Origin of the sequence: Rhodoferax sp. (assembly GCF_023701345.1) — a bacterium.
In the GTDB taxonomy this organism is placed as follows: Bacteria; Pseudomonadota; Gammaproteobacteria; order Burkholderiales; family Burkholderiaceae_C; genus Rhodoferax.
On the sequence record NZ_JAMPXE010000005.1, the window covers coordinates 20,858 to 47,449 of the forward strand.

Below are 26,592 nucleotides of genomic sequence, written 5' to 3' on the forward strand. Positions count from 1 at the left end.
ATGCAAACACGCGCTTGTGTTCTTCACGCCCAGGAAGATGTCCGAATTGAAACTTATGAGATCGGCGAGATGGGCCCGCAACAGGTTCTGGTGCGTATCGGCGCCGGGGGCATCTGCGGCTCCGACATCCACTATTACTGGGAAGGTGGCATCGGCACCATCCGCGTCACCGAGCCCATCACCATGGGCCACGAGGTGGCCGGCGTGGTCGAGGCGGTTGGCGCCAACGTCACCCGGGTGCGCCCTGGTGACCGCATTGCGGTCTGCCCGAGTCGCCCCTGCGGCAAGTGCAAGTTCTGCCTGGACGGTGAGCAGCAACACTGCCTGGAGATGCAGTTTTTTGGCAGCGCCATGCGCACGCCCCACACCCACGGTGGTTTTCGCGACCGGCTGATTGCCGAGGAATACCAGTGCGAGCCCATGGGTGACAAGGTGTCGCTGGGTGAAGCCGCCTGCACCGAACCGCTGGCAGTTGGTGTACACGCGGTCAATCAGGCCGGCAACCTGGTGGGCAAGCGCGTGCTGGTGACCGGCGCCGGGCCGATTGGAGCCTTGCTGATTGGCGCCGTCCGCGTGGCCGGTGCCAGTGAAATTGTCGCCCTGGACATCTCGGAAGCCCCGCTCAAGACCGCGCTGGCCATGGGCGCCCAGGTGGCCATCAATGCCGCGCTGGAGCCCGATCGCCTGATGGCGGACTACTCGGCCAACAAGGGTTATTTCGACGTGGTGTTTGAGTGCACGGGTGTGGGCGCGGTCCTCAAGCAGGCCTTCCCGGTGGTCCGTCCGCGTGGCACGATTGTCCAGGTGGGTGTGACTGGCAGTGCTGACATCCCGGTCAATGCGCTGGTGGGCAAGGAAATCCGGCTGGTCGGCTCGCACCGTTTCCACCACGAGTACGCGGTGGCAGCCAGCATGATCCGTGAGCAACGCATCGACGTCAAGCCAGTGATCACCAAGACCCTGCCGATGGAGCAGGTGGCCGAAGCCTTGACAATTGCCCGCGACCGCTCAACGCAAATGAAAGTGCAGTTGAGTTTCGCTGACTGACAGCCACCGGAAGCGCCTCATGAAAAACCCTTCCGTTCTCGATGTCGTGACCGTGGGCGAGGCCATGGCCTTGTTCATGGCCCGACAGCCCGGCGCCTTGTCCCAGGTGCATGACTTCAGCCGCGCCACAGCGGGCGCAGAACTCAATGTGGCCGTCGGTCTGAGTCGGCTGGGTTTGCGCGTTGGCTACGTCAGCCGTGTCGGCGCCGACAGCTTTGGTGAACACCTGCTGGAGTTCATGGACGCGCAAGGCATTGACCGGAGTCACGTGCGTATTGACCTTGAACATCCGACAGGGTTCATGCTGAAGTCGCTCGAACTGGACGGCAGTGACCCGCGCATCGAATACTTTCGCAGCAATTCCGCCGCCAGCCATTTGTGTGCGGCAGATCACCCTGAAGCCTACTGCGCGGCTTCACGGCACCTCCACCTCACGGGCATCAGCCCGGCCTTGTCTGGCGGCGTCAAGGAACTGGTGACCGAAATGGCCATCCAGGCGCGCCATGAAAAACGAAGCGTTTCTTTTGATCCCAACCTGAGACCGCGCTTGTGGGCTTCGCAAAAGGAGATGATCGCATGCATGAACCATCTGGCGGCCTGTTCAGATCTGGTCTTGCCTGGTTTGGTCGAGGGGCAATTGTTGACAGGTGAAAAAACAGCCCAAGGCATTGCTGATTTTTATCTCACGCAAGGGGCCTCCCAGGTGGTCGTCAAACTGGGGGCCGACGGCGCCTACATCGCCAGCCGGGACGGCTGCGCCACCGTCCCCGGCTTGCCGGTGGAAAAAATCGTCGACACCGTGGGTGCCGGCGACGGCTTTGCGGTCGGCGTGATCAGTGGCTTGCTGGAGGGCCTGTCACTGCATGAGGCGGCCCGGCGTGGCAACGCCATCGGCGCACGGGTGGTGCAGTTTCCCGGCGATTGCGACGGCTTGCCTGACCAAGCGCAGCTGGCTGAAGTCATGGGATCAGTTTTAGCTCCCGTTTAACGCGCAAGTTCACCATGAATTGGCTAAGCAAGTTTTTTACTGACAAAGCGGCGCAGCAGCAAGCGCCCGCCTATGACGATAACGCTTTGATCATCGACGTTCGAACGCCTGGCGAATTTGCCTCGGGTCACGTCGACGGTGCCTTGAACCTTCCCATGGACAAGTTTGGCAAAAACTACGCCAAGCTGGTGCCTGACAGGGGACGGCAAGTGATTGTTTATTGCCATTCAGGGGTGCGATCAGTGCACGCCTCGCAATTCTTGAAGCTTCAGCGGTACGTGAAAGTGATCAATGGTGGTACCGCCGAGGCCGTGGCATCCACCTTGCAGCGCAAGATCGTCTAGATCCTGAGGTTCCGGCCGGTTGGAGAATTCGCGTCGACCAAACCAGGTCCCGACCTGTCCCCTATGCAAGGCATCGCTGCAACTCGGAGACAATCACCAATCGACACCTCAGGAGATTTCACCTTGAACCAGCCCATCGACACCCTCAACCGCCGCTTCGGCCTGACTGGCGCGCTGCATTTTGTGCAGGGCCGCGCCGGTTTGCCCGAGGCTGAAATACAGACCCCCCTGGCCAGTGCACGCGTGGCTCTGCACGGTGCGCAATTGTTGGCGTGGCAACCGGCGGGGGCGCAGCCGGTCATCTGGGTATCACAAGCCGCGGTGTTTGAGCCCGGCCAGCCGGTGCGCGGCGGCGTGCCGGTGTGCTGGCCCTGGTTTGGCGCGCGTGAGGGCCTGCCGATGCATGGTTTTGTGCGCACCCGGCCGTGGCAGGTGCGTGCGGCCTCCACGGATGCGGCCGGGCAGGTGGTGTTGCGCCTGGGCCTGCAGGACGACGCCGACACCCGCGCGTTGTGGGACCATGCCTTCGATGTGGAACTGGTGTTGACCATCGGCACCACCCTGAGCATGAGCCTCATCAGCCGCAACACCGGCGACCAGCCCATCACCCTGACCGATGCACTGCACACCTACTTTTGCGTGGCAGACATCCAGCAGACTGTGGTGCAGGGGCTCGACGGCTGTGATTACCTCGACAAGGTGCAAAACTTTGCCCAGGCCAGGCAAGCAGGGGCGGTCGACTTCACCGGCGAGACCGACCGCATTTATGTCGACACCACAGCCGACTGTGTGATCGAAGACCGGGCAACACAGCGCAACATTCGGGTCAGCAAAAGCGGCAGCAGTTCCACGGTGGTGTGGAATCCCTGGCGCGACAAAGTATTTACCGACATGGCAGCGGGTGAGTACCAGCAGATGCTGTGCGTGGAAACCTGCAACGCCGGGCCGGACCAGGTCACCCTGGCACCTGGCCAGTCGCATGCTTTGAGCGCCCGCTTCGCCGTTGACTGATACGGCCCCCGGGTTCAGGCGTTTTTGAGCGTGGGGTAATCGGTATAACCCTTGGCACCACCGCCGTACCAGGTGCCGCGGTCGCTCTCAGCCAGGGGCTTGCCTTTGCGCAGGCGCTCGACCAGGTCGGGGTTGGCGATGAAGGGACGGCCAAAAGCCACCAGATCAGCCCCATCCGCGATGACTTGTTGCGCCATGCCTTTGTCCAGACCGTTGTTGACCATCCAGGCGCCTTTGCCAGCGGCGGCGCGGTAGGCACGGCGCAGGCCGGTGTAGTCAAACGGGCGGTCAGCCAGCTCGCGCGGGCCGCCGGTGGCGCCTTCAATGATGTGCACATAAGCCAGCCCAAACGCGGCCAGTTCGCGCACCACGTAGTCAAACAGGGGTTGCGGGTCGGGATCGAACGCGTCGTTGGCCGGCGTCACCGGCGACAGGCGAATGCCGACGCGGCCGGCGCCCACGGCGCTGGTCACGGCCTGCATCACTTCGAGCAGGAAACGGGCACGGTTTTCGATGCTGCCACCAAAGTCGTCGCGGCGCTGGTTGGAGCCGCTTTTGAGGAACTGGTCCAGCAGGTAGCCATTGGCGGCGTGGATTTCAACCCCGTCAAAACCGGCGGTATGGATCGCATTGCGCGCGGCAGCCACGTAGGTGTGCACGATGTCGGGCAATTCGTAGGCTTGCAGCGCACGCGGCGCCGAGGTTTCGACAAAAACCGGCACGCCATCCTGGAGCAGCACGGTTTTGGTTTTGGCGGTGATCGCCGACGGCGCCACCGGCTGGCCGCCATGCGGCTGCAAGCTGGTGTGCGAGACACGGCCCACATGCCAGAGCTGGCAGACGATTTTGCCGCCGGCCGCATGCACGCTGCGCGTCACGTCTTTCCAGGCCTCAACCTGTTCCTCGGCATACAAACCGGGCACATCGGCGTAACCCTGGCCTTGCTGGCTGATGGCGGTGGCCTCGGTGATGAGGAGCCCGGCGCTGGCGCGCTGGGTGTAATACTGCACCATCAGGGCGTTGGGGGTGGCATCGGGGGCGCGGTTGCGCGTCAGGGGGGCCATCACGATGCGGTTGGCCAGCGCCAGATCCCCGGCATGCACGGGGTCAAACAGGGTGGCGGTACGGTGTGGCATAAAGACTCCAGATTGGTTTTGCTACGGTCTGCAGTTTAAAGGCTGCTCGCAAAGGCCTCAAGCGCCGGTCCGGGCCTTAAACTCCGCGCATGATTCCGGACCTGCAACGCGTCACCACGTTTACCCTTGCGCAATTTCATCGCCTCACGGCTGCCATCAGGCGATACCCCGTGCGGGCGGCTTTGGCATTGCCTGCGCTGCTGCTGCTTTATGTGTTGCTGCTGGTTCCGTTCACGCCCGGCATTGGCGACCTGCGCAAGGCCAAATCAGAAGCCCCCTCGGTGCTGCTGGCAACCGACGGCAGCGTGCTGGCCGAGTACAAGCGCATCAACCGCCAGTGGGTCACGCTCGACAATATCTCACCCAACGTGGTGAACGCCCTGATCGCCACCGAAGACCGCCGCTTTTACGAACACCACGGCATTGACTTGCGCCGGCTGGCGGGCGCGGCGCTCAGCACCCTGTCAGGCGAACTGCAAGGCGGCTCAACCATCACCCAGCAGCTGGCGCGCAACCTCTTCCCCGAAGAAATCGGCCGCGCAGCCACCCTCACGCGCAAGCTCAAGGAAGCCATCACGGCGCTGAAGATCGAGTCGGTGTATTCCAAGGACGAAATCCTTGAGACCTACCTCAACACCGTGCCTTTTCTCTACAACGCCTTCGGCATCGAGATGGCGGCGCGCACCTACTTTGACACCTCGGCCGACCAGCTCGACGTGCTGGAAAGTGCCACGCTGATCGGCATGCTCAAGGGCACGAGTTATTACAACCCGGTGCAAAACCCCGAGCGCGCCAAACAACGCCGCAACCTGGTGCTGGAGCAGATGGCCAAAAACGGCAAGCTGGAACCTGCCCAGGTCAAGACCTTGTCCAAACGGCCGCTACGGCTCGATTTCGAGCGCCAGGTTGAAGCCCCGGGGCCGGCACCGCACATGGCCCAGCACCTGCGCAAGTGGCTGATCGACTGGGCTGATCGCCGTGATTTCGACCTTCAGGCCGACGGCCTGAAGGTCTACACCACGCTGGACGCCAGGCTGCAGAAAGCAGCCAACCAGGCGTTGACACGCCAGTTGACCTACCTGCAGACCCTGGCTGACAGTCGGCGCAAGGCCGGGCAGGAGCCCGTCGTGCTGCAGGCCGGCTTTCTGGCGCTGGACCCGCGCAATGGCGCGGTACGGGCGTGGGTCGGCAGCCGCGACTTTGCCCAGGAGCAGTTTGACCATGTGAGCCAGGCGCGGCGCCAGCCCGGCTCGACCTTCAAGCCCTTTGTGTATGGCGCGGCCTTCATGCAGGGCTTCAACCCGTCGGACACGTTCATGGACCAGCCGGTGGCGATCTCGTCGCCGGGCAGCGAAGTGTGGACCCCCAGCGATGCCACACCGCCCAGCTACCAGCCCACCAGTCTGCGCAACGGACTGGTTTATTCCAAAAACACCATCACCGCCCAGTTGATGCAACAAGTGGGGCCGGAGCGCGTTGGCCAGTTGGCACAAGCCATGGGCGTGCGCCAGAGCAAGCTGGACCTGGTGCCCTCGCTGGCCCTGGGCACCAGCCCGGTCACGCTGCTCGAGATGGTCGCCGCCTACGGCACCATTGCCAACGGTGGCAACTACTTTGCGCCCAATCTGGTGCTGCGCGTGGAGGACCGCAATGGCCAACTGCTGGAACAGTTTGCTTCTGTTGCCGAACGCGAACCGGCCATGCCACGCGCGCAGGCGCTGACCCTGGTGAATGTGATGCGCGGCGTGATCGATGAAGGCACCGGATCGGCGATTCGCTACCGCTATGGCATCCAGGCCGACGTGGCCGGCAAAACCGGCACCACGCAAGACAACACCGACGGCTGGTTCATCATGATGAACCCCCAACTGGTGGCGGGGGCCCGCGTCGGCTTCAACGACAACAGCGTCACGATGGGATCATGGGGCCAGGGCGCGCGCAGCGCCTTGCCGATGGTGGGCGAGGTGTTTCAGCAGGCGTTTCGCAACCGCTGGCTTGATCGACAAGTCGAATTCGACATCCCGCGCCCCCGGCCAGCCCCGCCGCCAGAACCATTGCTGCCGGACAACCCGGTCACGGACATCGTGAACAACGCCATGGACAGCCTGTTGCAGTTGTTGCGGGATTGATGCCTCGGCAATGCCTGCCCTGCTGGCTCAAGCCGCGGCAAAACGCCCCTGCAGGTAGCTGATGATGGCCCCTGACTCGACCAGCCACCGGCTTTGACCGCTGGCGTCGGTGATCCTGAGGCAGGGCACCTTGACGGTGCCAGCGCCCTGGAGCAGCGCGTCACGGTTGTGCTGATGGTGCTGCGCGTCGCGGCGTTCAATGGGCAAGGACAGGCGCCGCATTTCCTGGCGCACCTTGATGCAAAACGGGCAGGTGGTGAACTGGTACAGCACCAGGCTCTGACACTGCTGGTTGACGGCCTGCTGCAGCTCGGGCGCACGCACCACCCCTTTGGGCCGGGAGGCAAACTCCCACAAACGCATGAAGGGGCCAAGCACGATGCGCAGGGTTCTGAAAAAGCTTCTGATAATGAATTTCATCAGGTGATCATAATCGCCCGAAAATCGTTGACATTGGTCAGCGTCGGGCCGGTCAGCACCGAGTCGCCCAGCGCCTGGAAAAAGCTGTGGGCGTCATTGTTGTCCAGAAAACTGCGCGGATTCATGCCTTGTGCCCAGGCCCGGGCGATGGTGTCCGGGGTGAGCAGGGCGCCGGCAATTTCTTCAATACCGTCCACACCGTCAGTGTCTCCCGCCAGCGCGTGCACGCCGTCGAGGTCGCCCAGCGCCACCGCCAGGGCCAGCAGAAATTCCACGTTGCGGCCGCCCCGGCCGGTGCCCCGCATCGTGACCGTGGTTTCGCCGCCGCTGAGCAGCACACACGGCCGCTGGAACGGCTGGCCGTGCAGTGCCACCTGGCGGGTGATGCCGGCCAGTACCTTGGCCACGTCGCGCGCCTCGCCCTCCAGGCTGTCGCCCAGAATGCAGGGTGTGATGCCGGCCGCGCGGGCCACTTGGGCGGCCGCTTCCAGCGCGATTTGCGGTGCCGTGATCATGCGCACCTCACTATTTTGCAGGCGCGCATCACCGGGCTTGACGGTTTCGCCACGACCACTTTCCAGCAGCGCCCGCACCGCTGCCGGAACCTCAATACGGTAGCGCGCAATGATGTCCAGCGCCTCGGCGCAGGTGGTGGCATCGGTCACGGTGGGGCCCGAGGCAATGTCCATCGGGGCATCACCCGGCACATCGGAAATCAGCAGCGTGAGCAACTGCGCCGGGTGGCACAGGGCGCCCAGGCGGCCGCCCTTGAGGCTGGACAGGTGGCGGCGCACGCAGTTCATCTCGGAAATGGTGGCGCCACTGGCCAGCAGCGCGGTGTTCACCGCCTGCTTGTCGGCCAGCGTCAGGCCAACGCCTGGTGCCACCAGCAGCGAGGAACCGCCGCCGGAGATCAGTGCAATCACCAGGTCATCCGCCGTCAAACCTGTCACCAATGCGGCGATTCGCTGTGAGGCCGCCAGGCCGGCGGCGTCGGGCACCGGGTGCGCCGCCTGCACAATTTCGATGCGCTGACAGGGTTGCTGGTAGCCGTAGCGCGTCACCACCAGGCCTTCGAGCGGCCCCGGCCAATGGGCTTCGAGCGCCAGCGCCATGGCCGCCGACGCCTTGCCGGCACCGATCACAATGGTGCGGCCCTTGGGCGGCGCTGGCAAATGCGGCGTCAGGCACAGCGCAGGCTGGGCGGCTGCGACGGCCGCATCAAACAGGCTGCGCAGCAAGGCGCGGGGATCAGGGAGGTTGGCGTTGAGATCGGTCATGAGCAATTTTCAAAAAAGCAGATAGCCGGATTGTGCAGCTTGTCATTGCGAGCCTGCCGTACCCGGCCCGACACCGCACACGGACCTTGAACCCTGTGGGGCGGACTTCAGTCCGCCATGGTCGAATAAATTCGACCCCACAACAAACCAAAACTCGGTGTTCATGGAAAGCGCAGCGCGATGACGGGATCGGGAAAGTCCGGCTTTCTTACTTGGCGCTCGCCACCTCATGGTTGCCCATCAGCTCAAGGGCTCGCACCAGCGCCGAATGGTCCAGCTCCGCCATGCCGTTGGCAGCGCAAACCTGCATCAACTGCGCGGCGCCGGCGGTTTGTGGCAATGCCAGACCCAGTTCACGCGCGCCCTGCAGCGCCAGGCCGAGGTCTTTCTGGTGCAGCTTGATGCGAAAACCCGGATCGAAGGTGCGTTTGATCATGCGCTCGCCATGTACTTCAAGAATGCGGCTGGAGGCAAAACCACCCATCAGCGCCTGGCGCACCTTGGCCGGGTCAGCCCCGGCCTTGCTGGCAAACAGCAGGGCTTCGCCGACGGCGGCAATGTTCAGCGCCACGATGATCTGGTTCGCCACCTTGCAGGTCTGGCCGTCGCCATTGCCACCGACCAGGGTGATGTTCTTGCCCATCAGTTCAAACAGGGGCTTGACCAGGTCAAACGCGGCCTGCGGACCGCCAACCATGATGGTCAGGCTGGCCGCCTTGGCGCCAACCTCGCCACCGGACACCGGTGCATCCAGGTAATCGCAACCCAACGCATTGACCTTTTGGGCAAAGACCTTGGTGTCCATCGGCGAGATCGAGCTCATGTCGACCACGGTCTTGCCCGCAGTCAAACCACTGGCCACGCCGTGGTCGCCAAACAGTACCTTGGCCACGTCGGGTGTATCAGGCAACATCAGGAAAATGATGTCGGCGCGCTGCGTTACCTCCTGGGCCGAGGCGCAGGCCACGCCGCCCGCAGCAGTCAACTCGGCGGGAACCGCGCCCAAGGTTGTCATAAAAAGCTCATGGCCGGCCTTGATCAGGTGGTCGGCCATCGGTTTGCCCATGATGCCCAGGCCGATAAATCCTAATTTACTCATTGTTTACTCCTGTTGTTTAAAAAATCAAACGCGGTATTTGTCGCACAGGGCTTGCGTGCCGGCGCGAAACACGCCCAGGTCGCTGCCCACCGCCACCAAGCTCGCGCCCATGGCCATGTAGCGGCGTGCGTCAGCCTCCACCGGCGCCAGGATGCCGGCCGGTTTGCCAACGGCTTGTGCTGCCACAAAGACGGACGCAATGGCCGCCTGCACGTCGGGGTGGCTGGCGTTGCCCAGATGACCCAGGCCGGCGGCGAGATCGGAAGGACCGACAAACAGGCAATCCACGCCGTCCAGCGCCGCGATGTCCCGGGCCGCAGCAACCCCGGCGATGCTCTCGATCTGCACCATCACACACATCTGCTCGTTGGCGCCCTTGAAGTAGTCGGCCACCGTGCCGTAGCGGTTGCTGCGCTGCGACACCGACACGCCACGCATGCCCTGCGGCGGGTAACGGGTGGCAGCCACGGCCCTTTGTGCCTCATCGACGCTTTCGACAAAGGGCACCAGAAAGTTGTAGAAGCCGGCGTCGAGCAGGCGCTTGATTTCCACTGCGTTATTAGTCGACGGTCGCACCACCGGCGCACTGGCGCTGTCCTTGAGCGCCATCAGTTGCGGAATGTAGGTGCTCATGTCGTTGGGCGAATGCTCGCCGTCGAGCAGGATCCAGTCAAAACCGGCCACGCCCAGCACCTCGGTGGTAATGGCGTTGGACAGCGACGACCAGCAGCCGATGAGCTTTTTGCCCGCCTGCAGGTCACGCTTGAAACTGTTGGGGAAGGATTGGTAAGGAGTCGGGTTTGTCATGGTGATATGGAGTGGTTGGAGTTGGAGGTCATGGCCATCAGGTGATCGGCGCCGGGTTGAACAGCACCAGCGCGTTGTGCAGCTGCCAGTGCTCGGCCCAGGTCTTTTTGCGGCCGCTGGCGACATCGAGCATCAGTTGGAACAGTTCCCAGCCCAGCTCTTCGATGCTGGCGCTGCCGTCGGCAATACGGCCGGCGTTGACGTCCATCAGGTCGTGCCAGCGCCGTGCCAGGTCACTGCGCGTGGCGACCTTGATGACAGGGCATTCGGCCAGCCCGTATGGTGTGCCGCGGCCGGTGGTGAACACATGCAGGTTCATGCCGGCAGCCAGTTGCAGCGTGCCACAAACAAAGTCGCTGGCGGGGGTCGCGGCATAGACCAGGCCGCTGCGGATGCCTTTTTGCCGCAGGCTCTCCCCGGGGGACAACACGCCGGAAATGGCGGCGCTGCCTGACTTGACGATCGAGCCCATGGCTTTTTCGACAATATTGGACAAGCCGCCCTTTTTGTTGCCGGGCGTGGTGTTGGCGCTGCGGTCGGCGCTGCCCTTGGCCAGGTAGGCGTCATACCAGGCCATCTCGCGGATCATGGCCTGCGCCACCGCCGGGCTGCTGGCGCGGGCGGTGAGCTGGTCAATGCCGTCACGCACTTCGGTCACTTCGGAAAACATCACGGTGGCGCCGGCGCGCACCAGCAGGTCGGCACAGAAACCAACGGCCGGGTTGGCGGTGACACCCGAAAACGCGTCGCTGCCGCCGCACTGCACGCCCACGACCAGGGCACTGGCGGGGACGGTTTCACGCTTTCTCGCGTTGAGCCGCTCCAGATGACGCACGGCGGTTTGCATGATCGAATCAATCATCGACATGAAGCCGACATGCTTGTCGGACTGGAGACAGACCACGTCGAGTTCAGCGGGTGCATTGCCCGCGCTGCGTTCGTCCCGGATGGCGAGCGAACCCGGTGGCAACAAGCGCTCGGGCTGCAGCTTTTCGCAGCCCAGGCTGACTACCATGAGCTCACCACCAAAGTTGGGGTTCAGGCTGATGTTGCGCAGGGTGCGGATCGGGATGATGGCGTCGGGCGCGTCAATCGCCACGCCGCAGCCATATGCATGCTCCAGCCCCACCACGTCGTCCACGTTCGGATACTTGGGAAGCAGTTCGGTCTTGATACGTTTCACCGCCATCTCAACCACACCCGAGACACATTGCACGGTGGTGGTGATGGCCAGGATATTGCGTGTGCCAACCGAGCCGTCGGCGTTGCGGTAGCCCTCAAAGGTGTAGCCGTCCAAAGTGGGCAATTCCGGCGCCGCTTGGGTGGCTTGCGGCAAATCATCGAGTGAACGCGCGGCCGGCATGTCCAGCACCGCCTCATTGACCCAGCTGCCGGCGGGCAAATTTTTCAGCGCCGTGCCAATGGTCACGTTATAGCGGCGCACCACGCTGCCCTGGGGCAAATCGACGAGGGCAACCTTGTGGCCCTGCGGTACCGCCTGCACCAGCTTCAAACCGTTGGCAAACACCGCGCCCGTAGGCAAGCCGCCATCGTTGACCACGATGGCCACGTTATCTGCCGAGTGCATTTTGATGAAAAAATTCGCGCTGCTCATGGCTCAGAACCTCGGTTTGATTTGTGTCCAGTCGGGCCGGAAACGCTGCATCTGCACCACGTCGTTGCGGGTGCGGATGCGGCACACCTTGAAGGCTTCATGTAACTCGGCCAGCTTGTCCTGGTCCAGCTCGACACCCAGGCCGGGTTTGTCAGTCAGGTGCACACAGCCACCCACTATCGGCACGCGGCCACCCACCAGCACCTCGTCCTGCTGCCAGGGGTAATGCGTGTCACAGGCGTAGCTCAGGTGGTGCACCGAGGCGGCCAGATGGGTCATCGCCATCAGGCTGATGCCCAGGTGGGAATTGGAGTGCATCGACAGGCCCAGGCCAAAGGTCTGGCAGGTGCGCGCCAGCGCCTGGGTGGCGCGCAGGCCGCCCCAGAAATGGTGGTCTGACAGCAAGATCTGCACCGAGTTGAGTTCAATCGCGCGTTTCAGCTCAGCCCAGTTGGTCACCACCATGTTGGTGGCCAGCGGCAGGCCAGTGGCCTTGTGCAGCTCGGCCATGCCCTCCAGCGTGGGGGTCGGGTCTTCGTAATACTCCAGCACCCCGTCGAGCTTTTTGGCAATGCGCAAGCTGGTTGCCATCGACCAGTTGCTGTTCGGGTCGATGCGCAACTGGTGCTTCGGGAAGGCGACGCGCAGGGCCAGCACCGCATCGGCTTCTTCGTCGGGCTCGAACACACCGGCCTTGAGCTTGATGCTCTCAAAACCGTACTGGTCGATCATCTGTTTGGCCTGTTTCACGATCTGCTCGGCATTCACCGCCTCGCCATAGACGTCAGGCGCGTATTCGGGGTCCACCGAGGCGTCCCACTTGTAGAACAGGTAGGCCGAATACGACACCTTGTTGCGCACCGCACCGCCGAGCAACTCCACCAGCGGGATGCCGATGGTGCGCGCCTGCAGGTCCATGAACGCCACCTCAAACGCCGAGAACGCGCTGGTCACCAGGTTGCTGGCCAGGGAACCTGGGGCCAGTTCCATTTCGACATGGCCGGTGGAAATCTTCGGTGCATGGGCCGCCACACGCGCCAGCATGCCGTTGACATCGAAAGCCGACAGGCCGACCAGACTCGGCGCGGTGCGCGTCAGCAGGTCGAGCACCGGCGCGTCGCCATAGGTTTCGCCCAGGCCCACCAGGCCGTTGGCGCCGACGACCTCAATGATGGAACGCAGGCCAAAGGGCTCGTGCACACCTGCAGCGTTGAGCAGGGCAGGGTCTTTGATGGCAATCGGGGTCACACGGACAGCGGTGATTTTCATGATGGGTCAATGAACTGACAAGCAGTCACGTACATGTGTTTAAACCTTGACATCAAAACTGACATGCTCGCGCGTCCATTTGCGTGCCTGTTCGCTTAAGCTCAGACCCAGCCCGGGTCGATTGGGTACAAGCATCCGACCACCGGCAATTTCGATGCGTTCGTTAAACAACGGCTCCAGCCAATCGAAATGCTCTACCCAGCCTTCACGGGGATAGGCGGCAGCCAAGTGGATGTGCAGCTCCATAGCAAAATGCGGTGCAACCAACAGGCCAGCTTGGTCGGCTTGGGCCGCCACCTTGAGGTATGGGGTAATGCCACCAACACGGGGCGCATCCGGCATAAGGTAGTCGGCAGCGCGATGGCGTATCAGTTCGCCGTGCTCGGCAGCACTGGTGAGCATTTCTCCGGTGGCAATGGGTGTGTCGAACTGGAGGGCAAGCGCGGCGTGACCTTCGTGATCGTAGGCATCCAATGGTTCCTCGATCCACACCAAATTGAACTGCTCGAAAATGCGGCACATACGCTGAGCTGTAGGCCGATCCCATTGCTGGTTGGCATCAACCATGATTGATGCCGCATCACCTAAATGTTTCCTCACCGCTTCCAAACGCCGCACGTCCAGCGCCCGATCGGGCTGGCCCACCTTCAGTTTGATGCCGCCAATTCCACGCGCCAACGATGCTGACGCATTGATCAGGAGTTGCTCCGTGGGGGTGTGCAAAAACCCGCCGGACGTGTTGTAACAAGGGACAGAGTCCCTATAAGCGCCAAGCAGTTTGGCCAATGGCAGGCTAGCCCGCCGCGCTTTGAGGTCCCACAATGCAACATCAAATGCACCGATTGCCTGAGTAGACATACCACTGCGTCCGACTGAGGCACCAGCCCAGCAAAGTTTGTCCCACAGTCGGCCGATATCACTTGCATCCTCGCCAAGCAGCGTGGGTGCGATTTCCCGGGCATGGGCGAATTGTCCCGGGCCACCAGCCCGTTTCGAGTAACTCATGCCCAGCCCTTGCTGGCCGTCTTCGGTTGTTACTTCGACGAAGAGCATGACCACTTCAGTCATCGGCTTTTGACGACCAGTGAGCACTTTGGCATCGCTGATGGGCTGGGCCAAAGGAAGATAGGTGGACGAAACATCTATGTGAACGATACGCGGTGCAACTGTTGAAGTCATGATCGTGTTGAAGTTGATTTGAAGAAAAGAAAATCGTTGAGTGGCATGGCCAATGTAAAATGTATTTAGTTAGTGGGCATCACATTGGCTGAAGGTCAAACCCGACTGTTGGGTGCAGCGGGTTGTTCAAAAGCAGAAAGGGTTCAAACCTTTGCCGCAGGCTTCGCACGATGCGCCTGAACCACATGCCAGACAACCGAGGCCGCGGCCAAGCCGAGAAAGGTGCCCGCAATCGGTTTCGTCAAAAAGTCCATAAAGTTGTTGTCTGACAGCATCAGGCCGCGGCGCAGGTTGGTCTCCGCCATGGGTCCCAGGATCAGGCCGATGATGAAGGGGGTCTGCGGGACACCAAACTTCACAAAACCGTAGCCCAGCAAGCCGAAGAACACGATCACACCCACGTCAAAAATACGGTTGCCCAGACCGAAGGCGCCCACGAAGCAAAGCACCAGGATGATCGGCAACAGGATGTGTTTGGGAATATCCAGCAACTTGACGAAGACACGCACGCCGTAGAGCTCGGCAAAAAGCATGATGAACGCCGACACCACCATGGCGATGAAGATGGAGTACACCAACGGCCCTTGCGAGATAAACAGCAACGGCCCGGGCTGGATGCCGTGGATCATGAAGCCGCCCAGCAGCATCGCCGTGACGGTGTCGCCCGGGATGCCGAGTGTCAACAGCGGAATCATGGCACCACCTACTGAGGAACACGCCGCAGTCTCCGACGCGACGATGCCGTCAATGACGCCAGTACCAAACTTCTCTGGATGCTTGGACTGCTTCTTGGCCACCATGTAGGACACGATGTTGGAGGTGCCAGAACCGATGCCCGGCAGAATGCCGATGCCGGTGCCGATCAAGGCGGAGCGGATCATGTTCCAGCCCTGCTCGAAAAACTCCTTGATGGAAAACCCGAAGCCCTTGAGCTTGACGATGCTGATGCTGACATGCGTTTCAGTCTTGACCTCTTCAGCCACCTTGATGATCTCGGAAATGGCAAACAGGCCAATCAACACCGGCAGGATGTCAAATCCGCCATTGAGCTCGGTCAGGCCCAAGGTAAAGCGTTGAACCGCATCCACCGGTGCAATACCCACCGTTGAAAACGCGAACCCCAGCAAGCCGGAAAACAGGCCTTTGACCATTGAGCCGGTGGCCAGCGACACGATCAGCGTCAGCGAAAAAATGGCGATCGCAAAGTACTCGTGCGGGCCAAACGCCAGTGCGATTTTGGCCAGAGTGGGTGCGATGAAGATCAGCGCAACGATGCTCAGCATGGTGCCGACAAACGAGTAAAAAATGCCAACACCGAGCGCCTTGGCCCCTTCGCCCTTTTCCATCATGGGGCCACCGTCAAAAACGGTGGCAACAGAGGCCGGTGTGCCTGGAATCTTGAGCAAGATGGCTGAAATCAACCCGCCCGAAACGCCACCAATGTACAAGGCCACGAGCAGTGCAATGCCTGCAGTGGCGCCCAACGTGTAGGTGATGGGTAGAAAAAGGGCCACTGCCATGGTGGCAGTCAACCCGGGGATGGCACCAAAAATAATGCCCACCACGGTGCCGAAAAAGATCAGCCCGAGAATCTGGAAGGTGAAGATGGCTTCCATCCCCTGCTGGAATAAAGGCAACATGAGATGACTCCTCTTATTCGATGAAGCTAGACAGCGGTCCGACCGGCAAAATCATGTCAAACGCATAGCGGAAGGTGGCATAAACCACCACCGAGGTCACCACGGCAATGGCCGCGTACTTGGGGAGGCTGACCTTCTGGTCTGGTGGCGTGAGTACAACGAACTGGGCAATCAGATAAACCACCGTCATGATCGGGAAACCCACCGGTTGCAGAAACGCTGCATAAGCGACGATCAGCCCCAGCGTTTTCCAGACTGTGCGGTAGTCAGCACTGTCAGAAATTTGCGTGGCACTGTCAGCCAGTTTGGCGGCACCGCGCAGTTGCAGCACGCCCAGCAGGCACATCACGCTGGCCAGCACGTACGGTACAAAAGCCGCGTCGATGAACTGCTTGCGTGGTATGGCCGTGGTCAGGTACAGGTACCCGAGACCAACCAGGAGGAAGAACGCGCCAACGGCGTACTCCTGCTTCTTTCTATTACCCATGGTGAATCCTTTTGACAAGTGATGGAGGCCTTCGGAAAAGGCGTGCCAAGGCACGCCTTTTCGATAGCAACAATTGACCTTGCTTACTTCTTCTGACGCAGCAGATCTTTGTACTGCATGTATTCAGTACGGGTCTGTTGCAGCAACACCTTGGCTGCGTTGGTGTCATAAAAGCTCACGGGCTGCTTGAAGCCGTCTTGCAACGCCTTGGCGTATTCGGGCATCTCGGTGATCTTCTTGGCGATTTCCGCCATTTTCTGGACGATGGCCGGGTCAGTGCCCTTGGGGAACGCGAAGATGTAGGGCTTGTCCATGTCGAAGCTCACGCCCTGTTCCTTAAAGGTTTTGACACCGGGAATCAGCGGGTTCGCCACACCGCTGTACTGCGCGATCATGTTCATGTCACCAGTTTTGCCGTAGTCCTGTACCGAACCGTACGAGATCGACGAAAAGTCCATCCGGCCACCCAGCAACGCTGGAATCTTGTCTGAGACCGTCCCGGAGTCGACAAACTTTAGGTCGATGCCTGTTTTCTTGGCAAAGATTAGACCCTGCAGATGCGAGAAGTTGCCCATCTCGGTCCCGTAGATGACTTTGCCAGGGCTGGCCTTGGCCTTGGCCACGACATCTGCGACCGACTTCAGGCCGGATGCTTTGCCGGACACGAGGACCGTGCCCTTATCCACTGCAGGGATGCACGAGATGTCGAATGAATCGTAGCTTGAATCCGTTAGTCCCGAAACCTCAGTGGCGATCATGATACCGGTATGGGCAAACAGGATCGTATTGCCATCGGGTTTTGCGTCCCTGACCTGAGCCATGCCTATGGTGCCGCCGCCGCCATTAACGTTGGTCACCACCATCGGTTTTCCAGTGACCTTTTCAAAATAACGTGCCATCTGGCGGGCGTTGAAGTCGGTGTCGCCCCCTGCGCCGGCAGGCACGAACACTTGCACCGGCCGGGTGGGCCATTTGGTCGCTTCAGTAGCAAATGCGCTGGTGAGAGCGGTGGTCAGACCGACAGCAGCCACGGCAGCGGCGAGGAATGTTCTACGAAACTTCATGATGATCTCCTTGATAAAACGGATTGATAGCAGGGGAAAGAAAGGGGAAGGTACAGGGGAAAACAGCGCGTCAGACAGCAGCCAGGTGTAGCGAGATTAGAAACCCTCAGCCACCCAGGCGGCGGCGATGAAGAGCAGGATGTGTTGCACTTTTAGAGTCATGTCTCGCTCATTTAAGGATATTTTTCCGATCACTGGACTAAATAGTTCTGACGCTTTACAGTTCATTCAACTTTAACTTATCAGTTGTATGTTGTCTGATGAGTTAAATTGTGATCCTCTTCAATCAGCGAGTCAACAGTTTTTTTATGGAATCATGGAAAACCCCTAGTGCACCAGCAACCCGTCAGCGGCGGCCGCGTGGGCTGGTGCAGGAAATCGTCAACAGCCTGACGGCCAGCATTCGGGACGGTGTGATCAAGCCCGGCGACAAGTTGCCCACCGAGTCGGAAATCATGGCCCGCTTTGAGGTCAGCCGCACCGTGGTGCGCGAGGCCCTGTCCAAGCTGCAAGCCAGCGGCTTGGTGGAGACACGCCACGGCATTGGCACCTTTGCTTTGAGCCTGCCTGACACCAGCAACTTCAAGATTTCGGGCTGCGACTTCTCGACCCTGGCCGATGTGATTGCCTTGCTGGAACTGCGCATCAGCCTGGAAACCGAGGCCGCCGGCTTGGCCGCACAACGCCGCACCGACGCCAATCTGGCCGCCATGGAGGCCGCGCTGAAGGGGTTTGCTGATGCGATTGAGCTAGATTCTGAAGCTGTATCGTCGGACTATGCCTTTCATATGGAGGTGTCGCGCGCAACCGGCAACCGGCATTTTGCCGATCTGATGACCTACCTGGGCACCGTGATCATCCCGCGCACCCGGATTGATACGTCCAATAGCGCGCCGGAGGGTCGGCTGAAATACCTGTTGCAGGCACACGGTGATCATGAGAACATTTTTAACGCCATCCGCAACCACGACTCGGACGGCGCACGCGCCGCCATGCGCACCCACCTGAGCAACAGCCGAGAGCGGCTGCGCCGTGCGCAGCTCAGTCAAGTGCAGTAGTTGCAACTTGAGGCTTCCCGCTGACGCAAAGAAGCCAGCCGCTAGGTGCGGATGGCTTCAGTCAGAATTTCCCCCATTGCAAAAGTTATTATATAGTTGTACGATGTCTGTTAAGTAAGCTACTGCGTCAACCACTTCAACTTGAAAGAGTCTTGCCATGACCGTTTCTGCACCCAAGCACACCCCCACCATCACCCACATGCGCGTTGTCCCGGTTGCCGGGCATGACGGCATGTTGCTCAACCTGAGCGGCGCACACGGGCCGTTTTTCACCCGTAACCTCGTCATATTGACGGACAGCGCGGGCAACACCGGCGTGGGGGAGGTGCCGGGTGGCGAAAAAATCCGGCAAACGCTGGAAGCCGCGCAAAACCTGATCGTCGGCCAGTCGCTGGGCAACTGGAATAGCGTGCTCAACAGCCTGCGCGTGGCTTTTGCCGACCGCGACAGTGGTGGCCGTGGCTTGCAAACCTTTGACCTGCGCATTGCCATCCACGCGGTGACCGCGGTGGAAAGTGCCCTGCTGGATTTGCTGGGCCAGCACTTGGGCGTGCCAGTCGCAGCGCTGTTGGGTGAAGGCCAGCAACGCGCCAGCGTGGCGGTGCTGGGCTACCTGTTTTACGTGGGCGACCGCACCCAGACGGACCTGCCCTATGTCAGCGAGCCAGATCAGGCTGACGATTGGCTGCGCCTGCGCCACGAAAAAGCCATGGACGCAGCAGCGGTGGTGAAACTGGCCGAAGCCGCTTACTCCCGTTATGGCTTCAAGGACTTCAAGCTCAAGGGCGGCGTGTTGCGCGGTGAGGACGAAATGGAAGCCGTTGAAGCTTTGCACGCGCGCTTTCCCGAGGCCCGCATCACGTTGGACCCGAATGGTGGCTGGCTGCTGAAAGACGCGATCCGCCTGTGCCGCGACCACCGCGATGCTTTGGCTTACGCCGAAGACCCCTGTGGTGCCGAAGGTGTGTTCTCGGGCCGCGAGGTGATGGCCGAGTTCCGCCGCGAAACCGGCCTGCTGACCGCCACCAACATGATTGCCACCGACTGGCGCGAAATGGCGCACTCGGTCGCCCTGCACAGCGTGGACATTCCGCTGGCCGACCCACATTTCTGGACCATGCAGGGCTCGGTGCGTGTGGCGCAGTTGTGCCAGATGAACGGGCTGACCTGGGGCTCCCATTCCAACAACCACTTTGACATCTCGCTGGCCATGTTCACCCATGTGGCAGCGGCGGCACCCGGCAAGGTGACGGCCATCGACACCCACTGGATCTGGCAGGACGGCCAGCGCCTGACCAAGGCGCCGCTGCAGATTGTGGACGGCAGCATCACCGTGCCGACCACGCCCGGCCTGGGGGTGGAGCTGGACATGGCCGAGGTTGAAAAGGCGCACCAGCTGTACCTGCAGCACGGCCTGGGTGCGCGCGACGATGCCATCGCCATGCAATATTTGATTCCCGGCTGGAAGTTTGACAACAAGCGCCCAAGCCTGGTGCGCTGACCCCGACGGACCGGATCAAACCGCTTGCGGTGTGGCTCTACCCGGTGCCACTCACGCCGCCCCGCAAGCTCACATCACCGCGCCCACTTGCCACGGCAAAAACTCGTCATTGCCATAACCCAGCACTTCGCTGCGCACTTTCTCGCCAGAGGCGTGGCGGATGATCGCGTCGAAGATGCGCTGGCTGATGACGGGCATGGCGGTGCCGGTGATGAGGTCGCCACAGTTCACGTCCATGTCGTCACCCATGCGCTCGAACAGGGCGTTGTTGGTGGCCAGCTTGATGGTGGGCACACCGGCACAGCCAAAGGCCGAGCCGCGCCCGGTGGTGAAACAGATGATCTGGGCACCACCGGCCGCCTGGCCGGTGGCCGACACCGGGTCGTAGCCTGGCGTGTCCATGTAGACAAAGCCTTTGGCATCCACCTGCTCGGCATACAGATAGACGCCATTGAGGGTGCTGGTGCCGCCTTTGGCCACGGCGCCCAGGGATTTCTCCAGGATGGTGGTCAAGCCGCCCGCCTTGTTGCCCACCGAGGGGTTGTTGTCCATCTGATTGCCATTGCGCGCGGTGTAGTCCTTCCACCACGCGATGCGGCTGATCAATTTGTGTGCAATGTCGGCGCTCGCCGCTCGGCGTGTCAGCAGGTGTTCGGCGCCGTAGATCTCTGGCGTTTCTGACAGGATGGTGGTACCTCCCTGCGCCACCAGCAGGTCGGACGCGCCGCCCAGTGCCGGGTTGGCGGTGATGCCGGAATAACCATCGGAGCCGCCGCAGTTCATGCCCACAATGAGGTGGCTGACTGACACCGGCTCGCGCTGGTAGGTGTTGGCGCGCGCCAGCATGGCGGTGATCTGGGCGATGCCTTTTTTGATCGCCGCCGCAGTCCCGCCTTCGGCCTGCATCACCACCTGTTGCAACATGCCGGGCTCGTGGGCGCCGACCCGTTCCACCAAGGGCGCAATCTGGTTTTGCTCGCAGCCCAGGCCCACAAACAACACGCCGGCAAAGTTCGGGTGGCGGGCATAGCCCACCAGCGTGCGACGCAAAATGTCCATGCCTTCACTGACCACACCCATGCCGCAGCCCAACGGGTGTGGCAACGCAACGACCCCGTCGATGTTGGGATAGGCCGCCAACCGTTCCGGATTGAAGTGGTTGGCAATGGCGCGCACCACGGTGGCCGAGCAGTTGACCGAGGCAATCACCGCGATGTAGTTACGCGTGCCGACCTTGCCGTTCGGGCGTTTGTAGCCCATGAAAGTGGCCGGGTGTTCCACCTTGGGCAACTCGCAAACCCCTTGCCCAATACCGTAGTCGCGCTCGAACTCGCCCATGCCCAGGTTGTGGGAATGGACGTGTTGACCTGCGCCGATGTCAGTCGTGGCGAAGCCGATGATCTGGTTGTAGCGGCGCACGGCATCACCCGACTTGATCTGATGCGCCGCCAGCTTGTGGCCCGGCGGCACCATGTCCGCCACCACCAGGTTTTCAGCGCCAAGCGTCGTGCCAGGCAACAATTGTTGGGTGGCGATCAGCACGTCGTCGTTGGCGTGTAAACGGATGAAAGGAGATTGGGCCATGTCATTTTCCTCAAAGCGGTGGGCACGAACCCAGGCAGGTCAGCAGCAAGTTGGGCGAATATACGACAAAAGTGAACAGCACTCAATATTTTTTGAAACATATTTTCATTTTTTGAGTATGGACGTTATTCTGACAACTTCGGTCCAGCCCGTGTTGGTTACCATGTCGGTAAAAAATCCAGGTGCCGATCCGCATACGATGGCCGCCACAGTTCATTGCGACAAATTATTTCAAGCAGAGGTGCAGCGTGGATATTCGTCGACTCAAGTTTTTTATCGTGACCGCTGAAGAGCGCAATATCGGCCGGGCGGCAGAGCGCCTTCACATCACGCAGCCCCCCCTGACCCGGCACATCCAGTCGCTCGAAGATGAGCTTGGGGTGCAGTTGTTCAGACGCACGAGCTCAGGAGTGGAACTCACCCAGGCCGGCATGGCGCTGCTGACGCACGCCCAAAACATCAGCGCCCACGTCGAACTGGCAATCGAGCAGATCAAGCGCGTGGCAGCGGGCAAGGAAGGGCGGATCGACATCGGCATTTTTGGCTCGGCCATGCTCGATGTCATCCCCCGAATCCTGAGTTCATTTTCTCTGGCATGCCCGCATGTCAACGTGGTGCTGCATAACGCGCCCAAAAACCGTCAACTCGAAGCCTTGCAGCAAGGGCGGATCATGATTGCCTTTGACCGCTATTTCCGCCCGATGCCAGAACTGCAGTCGGAGCTGATCAGCCAGGAGCCGTTGTGGATTGCATTGAACCAGCGCAATCCTCTGGTGCAAAAGGCCAGCATCACTTTGGCGGACCTGAAAGCCGAGCCACTCATCGGCGAGCAGGACCAAAGTGTCTTCTTTGCCAGTCAGGAGTTGTTCCGGCTGCAAAACTTCAGCCCCTTGATCGTTCACAAGGCGGCCGACATGATTTCGGCCGTGGTCATGGTGTCAGGGGGGTTTGGCAGTGCGCTGGTGCCGGAGTCGGTGCTCAACCTGAAGTTGCCCGAGGTGGTGTTTCGGCCCCTGGCGCCTGACATCGCATCCACGGTGGACCTGCACTGCGTTTACCGCAAGGACGAAAAATCGCCGCTGCTGGCGGCCTTGCTGGCGTGTATCCGTGACTTCAAGTGCCAGCATCCGATACCTTCAGGGTATCGACACATGCCCTAACAACATTGGACTGCAGCAAGCACCGCCACCTAGAATTTTTTTCGACATAGCGGTGAAAACCAGCCTGACCTCAACGGTCGGGCCTCTTCCCTCTTGTCAAAACCCCGTCAGGCGAGCCAGGTGGCACAAGCCAACCCGGTGCGCAAGACGACCAATCTATTACAAAATTTGGAGACGAGAAATGCATCAGATGTTAAGAACCAGAAAAACGGCAGTGGCCATTGCGGTTGGCGCGACCTTGATACTTGGCGCCTGCGGCGGCGGCGGTGAGGTGGTCGACACGGGGATCGACAACAGCATTGCCCAACCGGTGATCAATGTGCAGGTCAAGAGCGTTCTGACGGTTGAAGGCAAGCAGTTCAAGGACTCGAACGGCAATGGCCAGCTGGACAAATATGAAGATTGGCGCCGCAGCGTCGACCAGCGCGTTGACGACCTGGTGGGCAAAATGACGCTTGAGGAAAAAGTCGGCCTGATGCTGATCAACACGCTGAACTCTGATGCGGGCGGCGCGGTTTCCCAAACGGCGTTCGACTACATCAACAAGCAAAAGATGAGCCGCTTTGTGTTTCGCAACGTGGTGACGGCGACGCCCACAGCGGGACAGGTCACCCCTGAGCAGGCGGCAAAGTTCACGAACGCCGTCCAGGCGATGACCGAAGCCACGCGCCTGGGCATTCCGGCGGTGTTCAAGTCGAACGCCCGCAACCATTACGAGAAAGACCCGCGCTTCGGCATCAGCGAGGCGGCGGGCGCCTTCACCGAATTCCCGAAGGAAGCGGGCCTGGCCTCGGCGTCGCTGGGCGCGGGCGACATGTCACTGATGAAAAACTTTGCCACGGTCATGGGCGATGAGTGGAAATCCATTGGCCTGCGCGGCATGTACGGCTACATGGCCGACCTCTCGACCGAGCCGCGCTGGTACCGCGTCCACGAAACCTTCACCGAGGATGCCGACCTGAACGCCAGCATCATGAAGACGCTGGTGCAAACCCTGCAGGGCCCCACGGTCAAGGATGGCACCTCGGTCAATCCGAACTCTGCCGTCGCGCTGACATTGAAGCATTTCCCCGGTGGCGGCCCGCAAGAGGGCGGCTTCGATCCGCACTACGCTCACGGCAAGAATCAGGTTTATCCAGGCGGCAATTTCGGTTATCACCTCAAGCCGTTCATGGCAGCCATGGAAGCCGGCGTCTCGGCAGTCATGCCGTACTACGGCGTGCCAATCAACGTGACCTATGAAGGCGTCACCTACGACCAGACCGGCATGGCTTTTTCGAAGCAAATTGTCACCGACCTGCTGCGCGGCAAACTCGGCTTCAAGGGCTATGTGAATTCCGACACCGGCATCATCAACGACCGTGCCTGGGGTCTGGAAAAGAATACCGTTGCGGAACGCGTTGCTGCAGCACTCAATGGCGGTACGGAAACACTGTCGGGGTTCAGCACGAACAAGACCATCATGGATCTGGTCACGGCCGGTTTGGTCACTGAAGCCCGGGTCACCGAAGCCGCAAAGCGCCTGCTGAAAGAGCAGTTCCAACTGGGCCTGTTCGAGAACGCGTACGTCGATTCAAGCAAGGCGGCCGGCATCATCGGCAGCGATGCGAACCGCGTCGTGGGCATGGACATTCAGCGTAAATCGATCGCGTTGCTGCAGAACCAGGATCAGGCTGCCGGCGGCAAGACCCTGCCACTGCAAGCCGGCGCCAAGGTCTACACCATGGGCCTGGCCAAAGCCGATGTCGAGAAGTACGGCTACACCGTGACCGACGGGGAAAAGAATGCCGCCACCGGAGCGTCCTTGCCTACGGATGCCACCACCGGTGACGTCGTCGGACGCCCGAGCGCCGTCGGCAGCGACTATGCGGTGATCCGGGTGGAAGTGTCGAACAACAAGCTAGTGCCGGGCACCAACACCAGGTACACCAGCACCTACAAGAGTGATGATCCTGCGACCGGCGGCCGCATCAACCCGGCCACCGGCAAGTCCTGGGGTTCCGAAGACCGTTGCGTTGCCAAAGCTGATTACTCGGTCGAGGATTCCACCAAGGCCTGTCTGGATAACGGTCTCGGATTCGGCGGCTCCTTCCCATGGGAAAACGGCATGATGTCGTTCACCGAGATGGCCGCTGCGCAGTCGTGGAAAATCTCGCCATCGCTGGCCGACATCCAGAAGGTCATGCAGGAAGTGGGTGACCCGAAAAAGGTCGTGCTCAGCATCTACTTCCGCCAGCCCTATGTTCTTGACGATGCCAGCGGGCTGAAGAATGCCGGCGCCATCGTGGCCGGCTTCGGCGTGAGCAACACCGCACTGTTGGACGTGCTGAGCGGCAAGGTGCTGGCCACGGGCGCGGCGTTCAAACCGCAAGGCAAGTTGCCGTTCGCCCTGGCCAACAACTCGAAGGCCATTGTCGACAACCAGCCTGACGTTCCGGGCTATCCGGCGAAGGACACGCTGTATCCGTTCGGCTTCGGTTTGAGCTACTAAAAGGTGATCTGGCTGGCTCGACGCACCGGCGAAAACTGGTGTGCCGAGCGGTCGCCAAGCCCGGGCCATTGCCGCGATGCTGGCAATAGTCTTCCGCCTGCAACCTACAACCTGATTGAGTTTTAGCTTTTATAACCGCGTTCAAAAGGAGACATGCATGAACGCACATCGTGATATTTTTTCTTGGCCAGACCGGTAGCAATTGGGGTCGGTCTGCTGATTCGACAACGGTGTCACTGGCCCCGGCACCCTCTTCGGCGGCGACCCGAAGAAGGTGGTCCCGCGCGTCTACTTCCGCGCACCGTTTGTCATGGACGACGCCAGCGGTCTGAAGAAGGCCGGCGCGATCCTGGTGACCGTCGGTGTCACCGATGTGGCCATGATGGACGTGCTCTCGGGCAAATTCAAAAGATGCCGTTTGCGTTACCCAAGACCCAGAAGGCGGTGCAGGAACAGAAAACCGATGTGCCCGGCTTTGACGAAACAACCGACGGCGCACTCTACAAGTTTGGTCACGACCTGACCTATCGAGTTGCGTTGTGAATGCTGCATTCCAAATAATCAAAACATTGTTTTAATTTTTATTGAAATCAGTTTCAAATTGGTGTAGAGTCCGCACCTATCGATCACATCGACTGTCGCTCATCCCGGTGACAGCCACACAAAAGAGACGGAGCAGCCCCCCATGAAGCCATTTATGAACGCCGATTTCCTCTTGCCGGACGACTGCTCCAGGCGGTTGTTCCACGAGTACGCGGCCCAGATGCCGATCCTTGACTACCACTGCCACCTGCCACCTGCAGACATCGCCAGCAACGCCACCTTCAGCAACATGGCCCATGCCTGGCTGGGTGGCGACCACTACAAATGGCGCGCCATGCGCTCCAATGGCGTGCCCGAGGCCGACATCACCGGCCACGAACCCGACTACGACACCTTTCTGGCCTGGGCCAGAACCGTGCCGCGCCTGGTCGGTAACCCGCTCTACCACTGGACGCACCTGGAGCTGCAGCGCTACTTCGGCATTCACGACGCCCTGTCGGAAAGAACCGCCCCGGCCATCTGGGAGGCCTGCAACACCCAGATCGTCACACCAGAATTCGGTGCCCGCTCGCTGCTGATGCGCATGAACGTGCGCGCTGTCGGCACCACCGACGACCCGGCTGATACGCTTGCGCACCATATCGCCTACGCCGCAGTGCGTCAAGCGGGTGAACCCGTGATGGTGCCCAGCTTCCGCCCCGACCGCGCGCTGGCCACCGATGACCTGGCTGTCTGGAAAA

General features: G+C 60.9%; 24 protein-coding genes. 12 read left to right on the plus strand and 12 right to left on the minus strand.

All coding sequences use genetic code 11. The features are described 5' to 3' along the window. From NDI87_RS01570 to NDI87_RS01585, 4 genes are all read left to right on the plus strand, one after another. Positions 1–1,047, plus strand: coding sequence for an L-idonate 5-dehydrogenase (locus tag NDI87_RS01570; RefSeq protein ID WP_296273043.1), 1,047 nt, complete (start codon positions 1–3; stop codon positions 1,045–1,047). A gap of 19 nt (positions 1,048–1,066) precedes the next feature. Then, complete coding sequence (locus NDI87_RS01575; protein ID WP_296273044.1) at positions 1,067–2,035, plus strand: sugar kinase; 969 nt, start codon at positions 1,067–1,069, stop codon at positions 2,033–2,035. Positions 2,036–2,049: 14 nt separating this feature from the next. Further along, positions 2,050–2,379 carry a rhodanese-like domain-containing protein gene (locus tag NDI87_RS01580; RefSeq protein ID WP_296273045.1) on the plus strand — a complete coding sequence of 110 codons (330 nt, stop codon included), beginning with the start codon at positions 2,050–2,052 and terminating at the stop codon, positions 2,377–2,379. 123 nt (positions 2,380–2,502) lie between these two features. Continuing rightward, on the plus strand, positions 2,503–3,390 hold the full coding sequence (locus NDI87_RS01585; protein WP_296273046.1) for a D-hexose-6-phosphate mutarotase: 888 nt from the start codon (positions 2,503–2,505) through the stop codon (positions 3,388–3,390). A gap of 14 nt (positions 3,391–3,404) precedes the next feature. Here NDI87_RS01585 and NDI87_RS01590 read toward each other — a convergent pair whose 3' ends face one another. Next, positions 3,405–4,526, minus strand: coding sequence for an alkene reductase (locus NDI87_RS01590; RefSeq protein WP_296273047.1), 1,122 nt, complete (start codon positions 4,524–4,526; stop codon positions 3,405–3,407). A gap of 89 nt (positions 4,527–4,615) precedes the next feature. Between NDI87_RS01590 and NDI87_RS01595 the strand changes: the two genes are divergently transcribed. After that, entirely contained in the window at positions 4,616–6,655 is a 2,040-nt protein-coding gene (locus NDI87_RS01595; protein WP_296273048.1) for a transglycosylase domain-containing protein, read from the plus strand. Between the two features lie 27 nt (positions 6,656–6,682). Here NDI87_RS01595 and NDI87_RS01600 read toward each other — a convergent pair whose 3' ends face one another. The 10 genes from NDI87_RS01600 to NDI87_RS01645 form a co-directional block, all read right to left on the minus strand. Next, entirely contained in the window at positions 6,683–7,075 is a 393-nt protein-coding gene (locus NDI87_RS01600; protein ID WP_296273049.1) for a glutathione S-transferase N-terminal domain-containing protein, read from the minus strand. Beyond that, entirely contained in the window at positions 7,075–8,355 is a 1,281-nt protein-coding gene (locus NDI87_RS01605) for a glycerate kinase (protein ID WP_296273050.1), read from the minus strand. Before NDI87_RS01605 ends, NDI87_RS01600 begins: the two co-directional genes overlap by 1 nt. Before the next feature lie 208 nt (positions 8,356–8,563). Continuing rightward, positions 8,564–9,454: a 2-hydroxy-3-oxopropionate reductase gene (glxR, locus tag NDI87_RS01610; RefSeq protein ID WP_296273051.1), complete on the minus strand. Its 891-nt coding sequence runs from the start codon at positions 9,452–9,454 to the stop codon at positions 8,564–8,566. 24 nt (positions 9,455–9,478) lie between these two features. Next, positions 9,479–10,261 (minus strand): 2-dehydro-3-deoxyglucarate aldolase, encoded by a 783-nt coding sequence (gene garL / locus NDI87_RS01615; RefSeq protein WP_296273052.1) that lies wholly within the window; start codon positions 10,259–10,261, stop codon positions 9,479–9,481. Positions 10,262–10,298: 37 nt separating this feature from the next. Beyond that, positions 10,299–11,876 carry a galactarate dehydratase gene (garD, locus tag NDI87_RS01620; RefSeq protein ID WP_296273053.1) on the minus strand — a complete coding sequence of 526 codons (1,578 nt, stop codon included), beginning with the start codon at positions 11,874–11,876 and terminating at the stop codon, positions 10,299–10,301. A gap of 3 nt (positions 11,877–11,879) precedes the next feature. Beyond that, positions 11,880–13,145, minus strand: a complete 1,266-nt coding sequence (locus tag NDI87_RS01625; RefSeq protein WP_296273054.1) for a glucarate dehydratase family protein — start codon at positions 13,143–13,145, stop codon at positions 11,880–11,882. A 39-nt stretch (positions 13,146–13,184) separates the two neighbouring features. Further along, positions 13,185–14,324, minus strand: a complete 1,140-nt coding sequence (locus tag NDI87_RS01630; RefSeq protein ID WP_296273055.1) for a mandelate racemase/muconate lactonizing enzyme family protein — start codon at positions 14,322–14,324, stop codon at positions 13,185–13,187. A 143-nt stretch (positions 14,325–14,467) separates the two neighbouring features. Further along, complete coding sequence (locus NDI87_RS01635) at positions 14,468–15,964, minus strand: tripartite tricarboxylate transporter permease (protein WP_296273056.1); 1,497 nt, start codon at positions 15,962–15,964, stop codon at positions 14,468–14,470. Positions 15,965–15,977: 13 nt separating this feature from the next. Beyond that, entirely contained in the window at positions 15,978–16,451 is a 474-nt protein-coding gene (locus tag NDI87_RS01640; RefSeq protein ID WP_296273057.1) for a tripartite tricarboxylate transporter TctB family protein, read from the minus strand. Positions 16,452–16,534: 83 nt separating this feature from the next. Next, entirely contained in the window at positions 16,535–17,515 is a 981-nt protein-coding gene (locus tag NDI87_RS01645) for a tripartite tricarboxylate transporter substrate binding protein (protein WP_296273058.1), read from the minus strand. A 308-nt stretch (positions 17,516–17,823) separates the two neighbouring features. Here NDI87_RS01645 and NDI87_RS01650 point away from each other — a divergent pair, with 308 nt between their 5' ends. Continuing rightward, positions 17,824–18,573 carry a FadR/GntR family transcriptional regulator gene (locus NDI87_RS01650; RefSeq protein ID WP_296273059.1) on the plus strand — a complete coding sequence of 250 codons (750 nt, stop codon included), beginning with the start codon at positions 17,824–17,826 and terminating at the stop codon, positions 18,571–18,573. A gap of 157 nt (positions 18,574–18,730) precedes the next feature. After that, on the plus strand, positions 18,731–20,074 hold the full coding sequence (gene gudD, locus NDI87_RS01655) for a glucarate dehydratase (RefSeq protein WP_296273060.1): 1,344 nt from the start codon (positions 18,731–18,733) through the stop codon (positions 20,072–20,074). 69 nt (positions 20,075–20,143) lie between these two features. Here gudD and NDI87_RS01660 read toward each other — a convergent pair whose 3' ends face one another. Continuing rightward, positions 20,144–21,658 (minus strand): altronate dehydratase family protein, encoded by a 1,515-nt coding sequence (locus NDI87_RS01660; RefSeq protein ID WP_296273061.1) that lies wholly within the window; start codon positions 21,656–21,658, stop codon positions 20,144–20,146. Between NDI87_RS01660 and NDI87_RS01665 the strand changes: the two genes are divergently transcribed. The 5 genes from NDI87_RS01665 to NDI87_RS01685 form a co-directional block, all read left to right on the plus strand. Beyond that, entirely contained in the window at positions 21,657–21,947 is a 291-nt protein-coding gene (locus NDI87_RS01665; RefSeq protein ID WP_296273062.1) for a hypothetical protein, read from the plus strand. The two genes, NDI87_RS01660 and NDI87_RS01665, sit on opposite strands and share 2 nt — an antisense overlap. Then, positions 21,907–22,818: a LysR family transcriptional regulator gene (locus NDI87_RS01670; RefSeq protein WP_296273063.1), complete on the plus strand. Its 912-nt coding sequence runs from the start codon at positions 21,907–21,909 to the stop codon at positions 22,816–22,818. The genes NDI87_RS01665 and NDI87_RS01670 overlap by 41 nt, the downstream gene beginning before the upstream one ends. A gap of 214 nt (positions 22,819–23,032) precedes the next feature. After that, entirely contained in the window at positions 23,033–25,309 is a 2,277-nt protein-coding gene (locus tag NDI87_RS01675; protein ID WP_296273064.1) for a glycoside hydrolase family 3 N-terminal domain-containing protein, read from the plus strand. Between the two features lie 411 nt (positions 25,310–25,720). Continuing rightward, positions 25,721–25,852 carry a hypothetical protein gene (locus NDI87_RS01680; RefSeq protein WP_296273065.1) on the plus strand — a complete coding sequence of 44 codons (132 nt, stop codon included), beginning with the start codon at positions 25,721–25,723 and terminating at the stop codon, positions 25,850–25,852. 142 nt (positions 25,853–25,994) lie between these two features. Then, the coding region (locus NDI87_RS01685) for a glucuronate isomerase (RefSeq protein WP_296273066.1) at positions 25,995–26,592 on the plus strand (598 nt) is incomplete at its 3' end.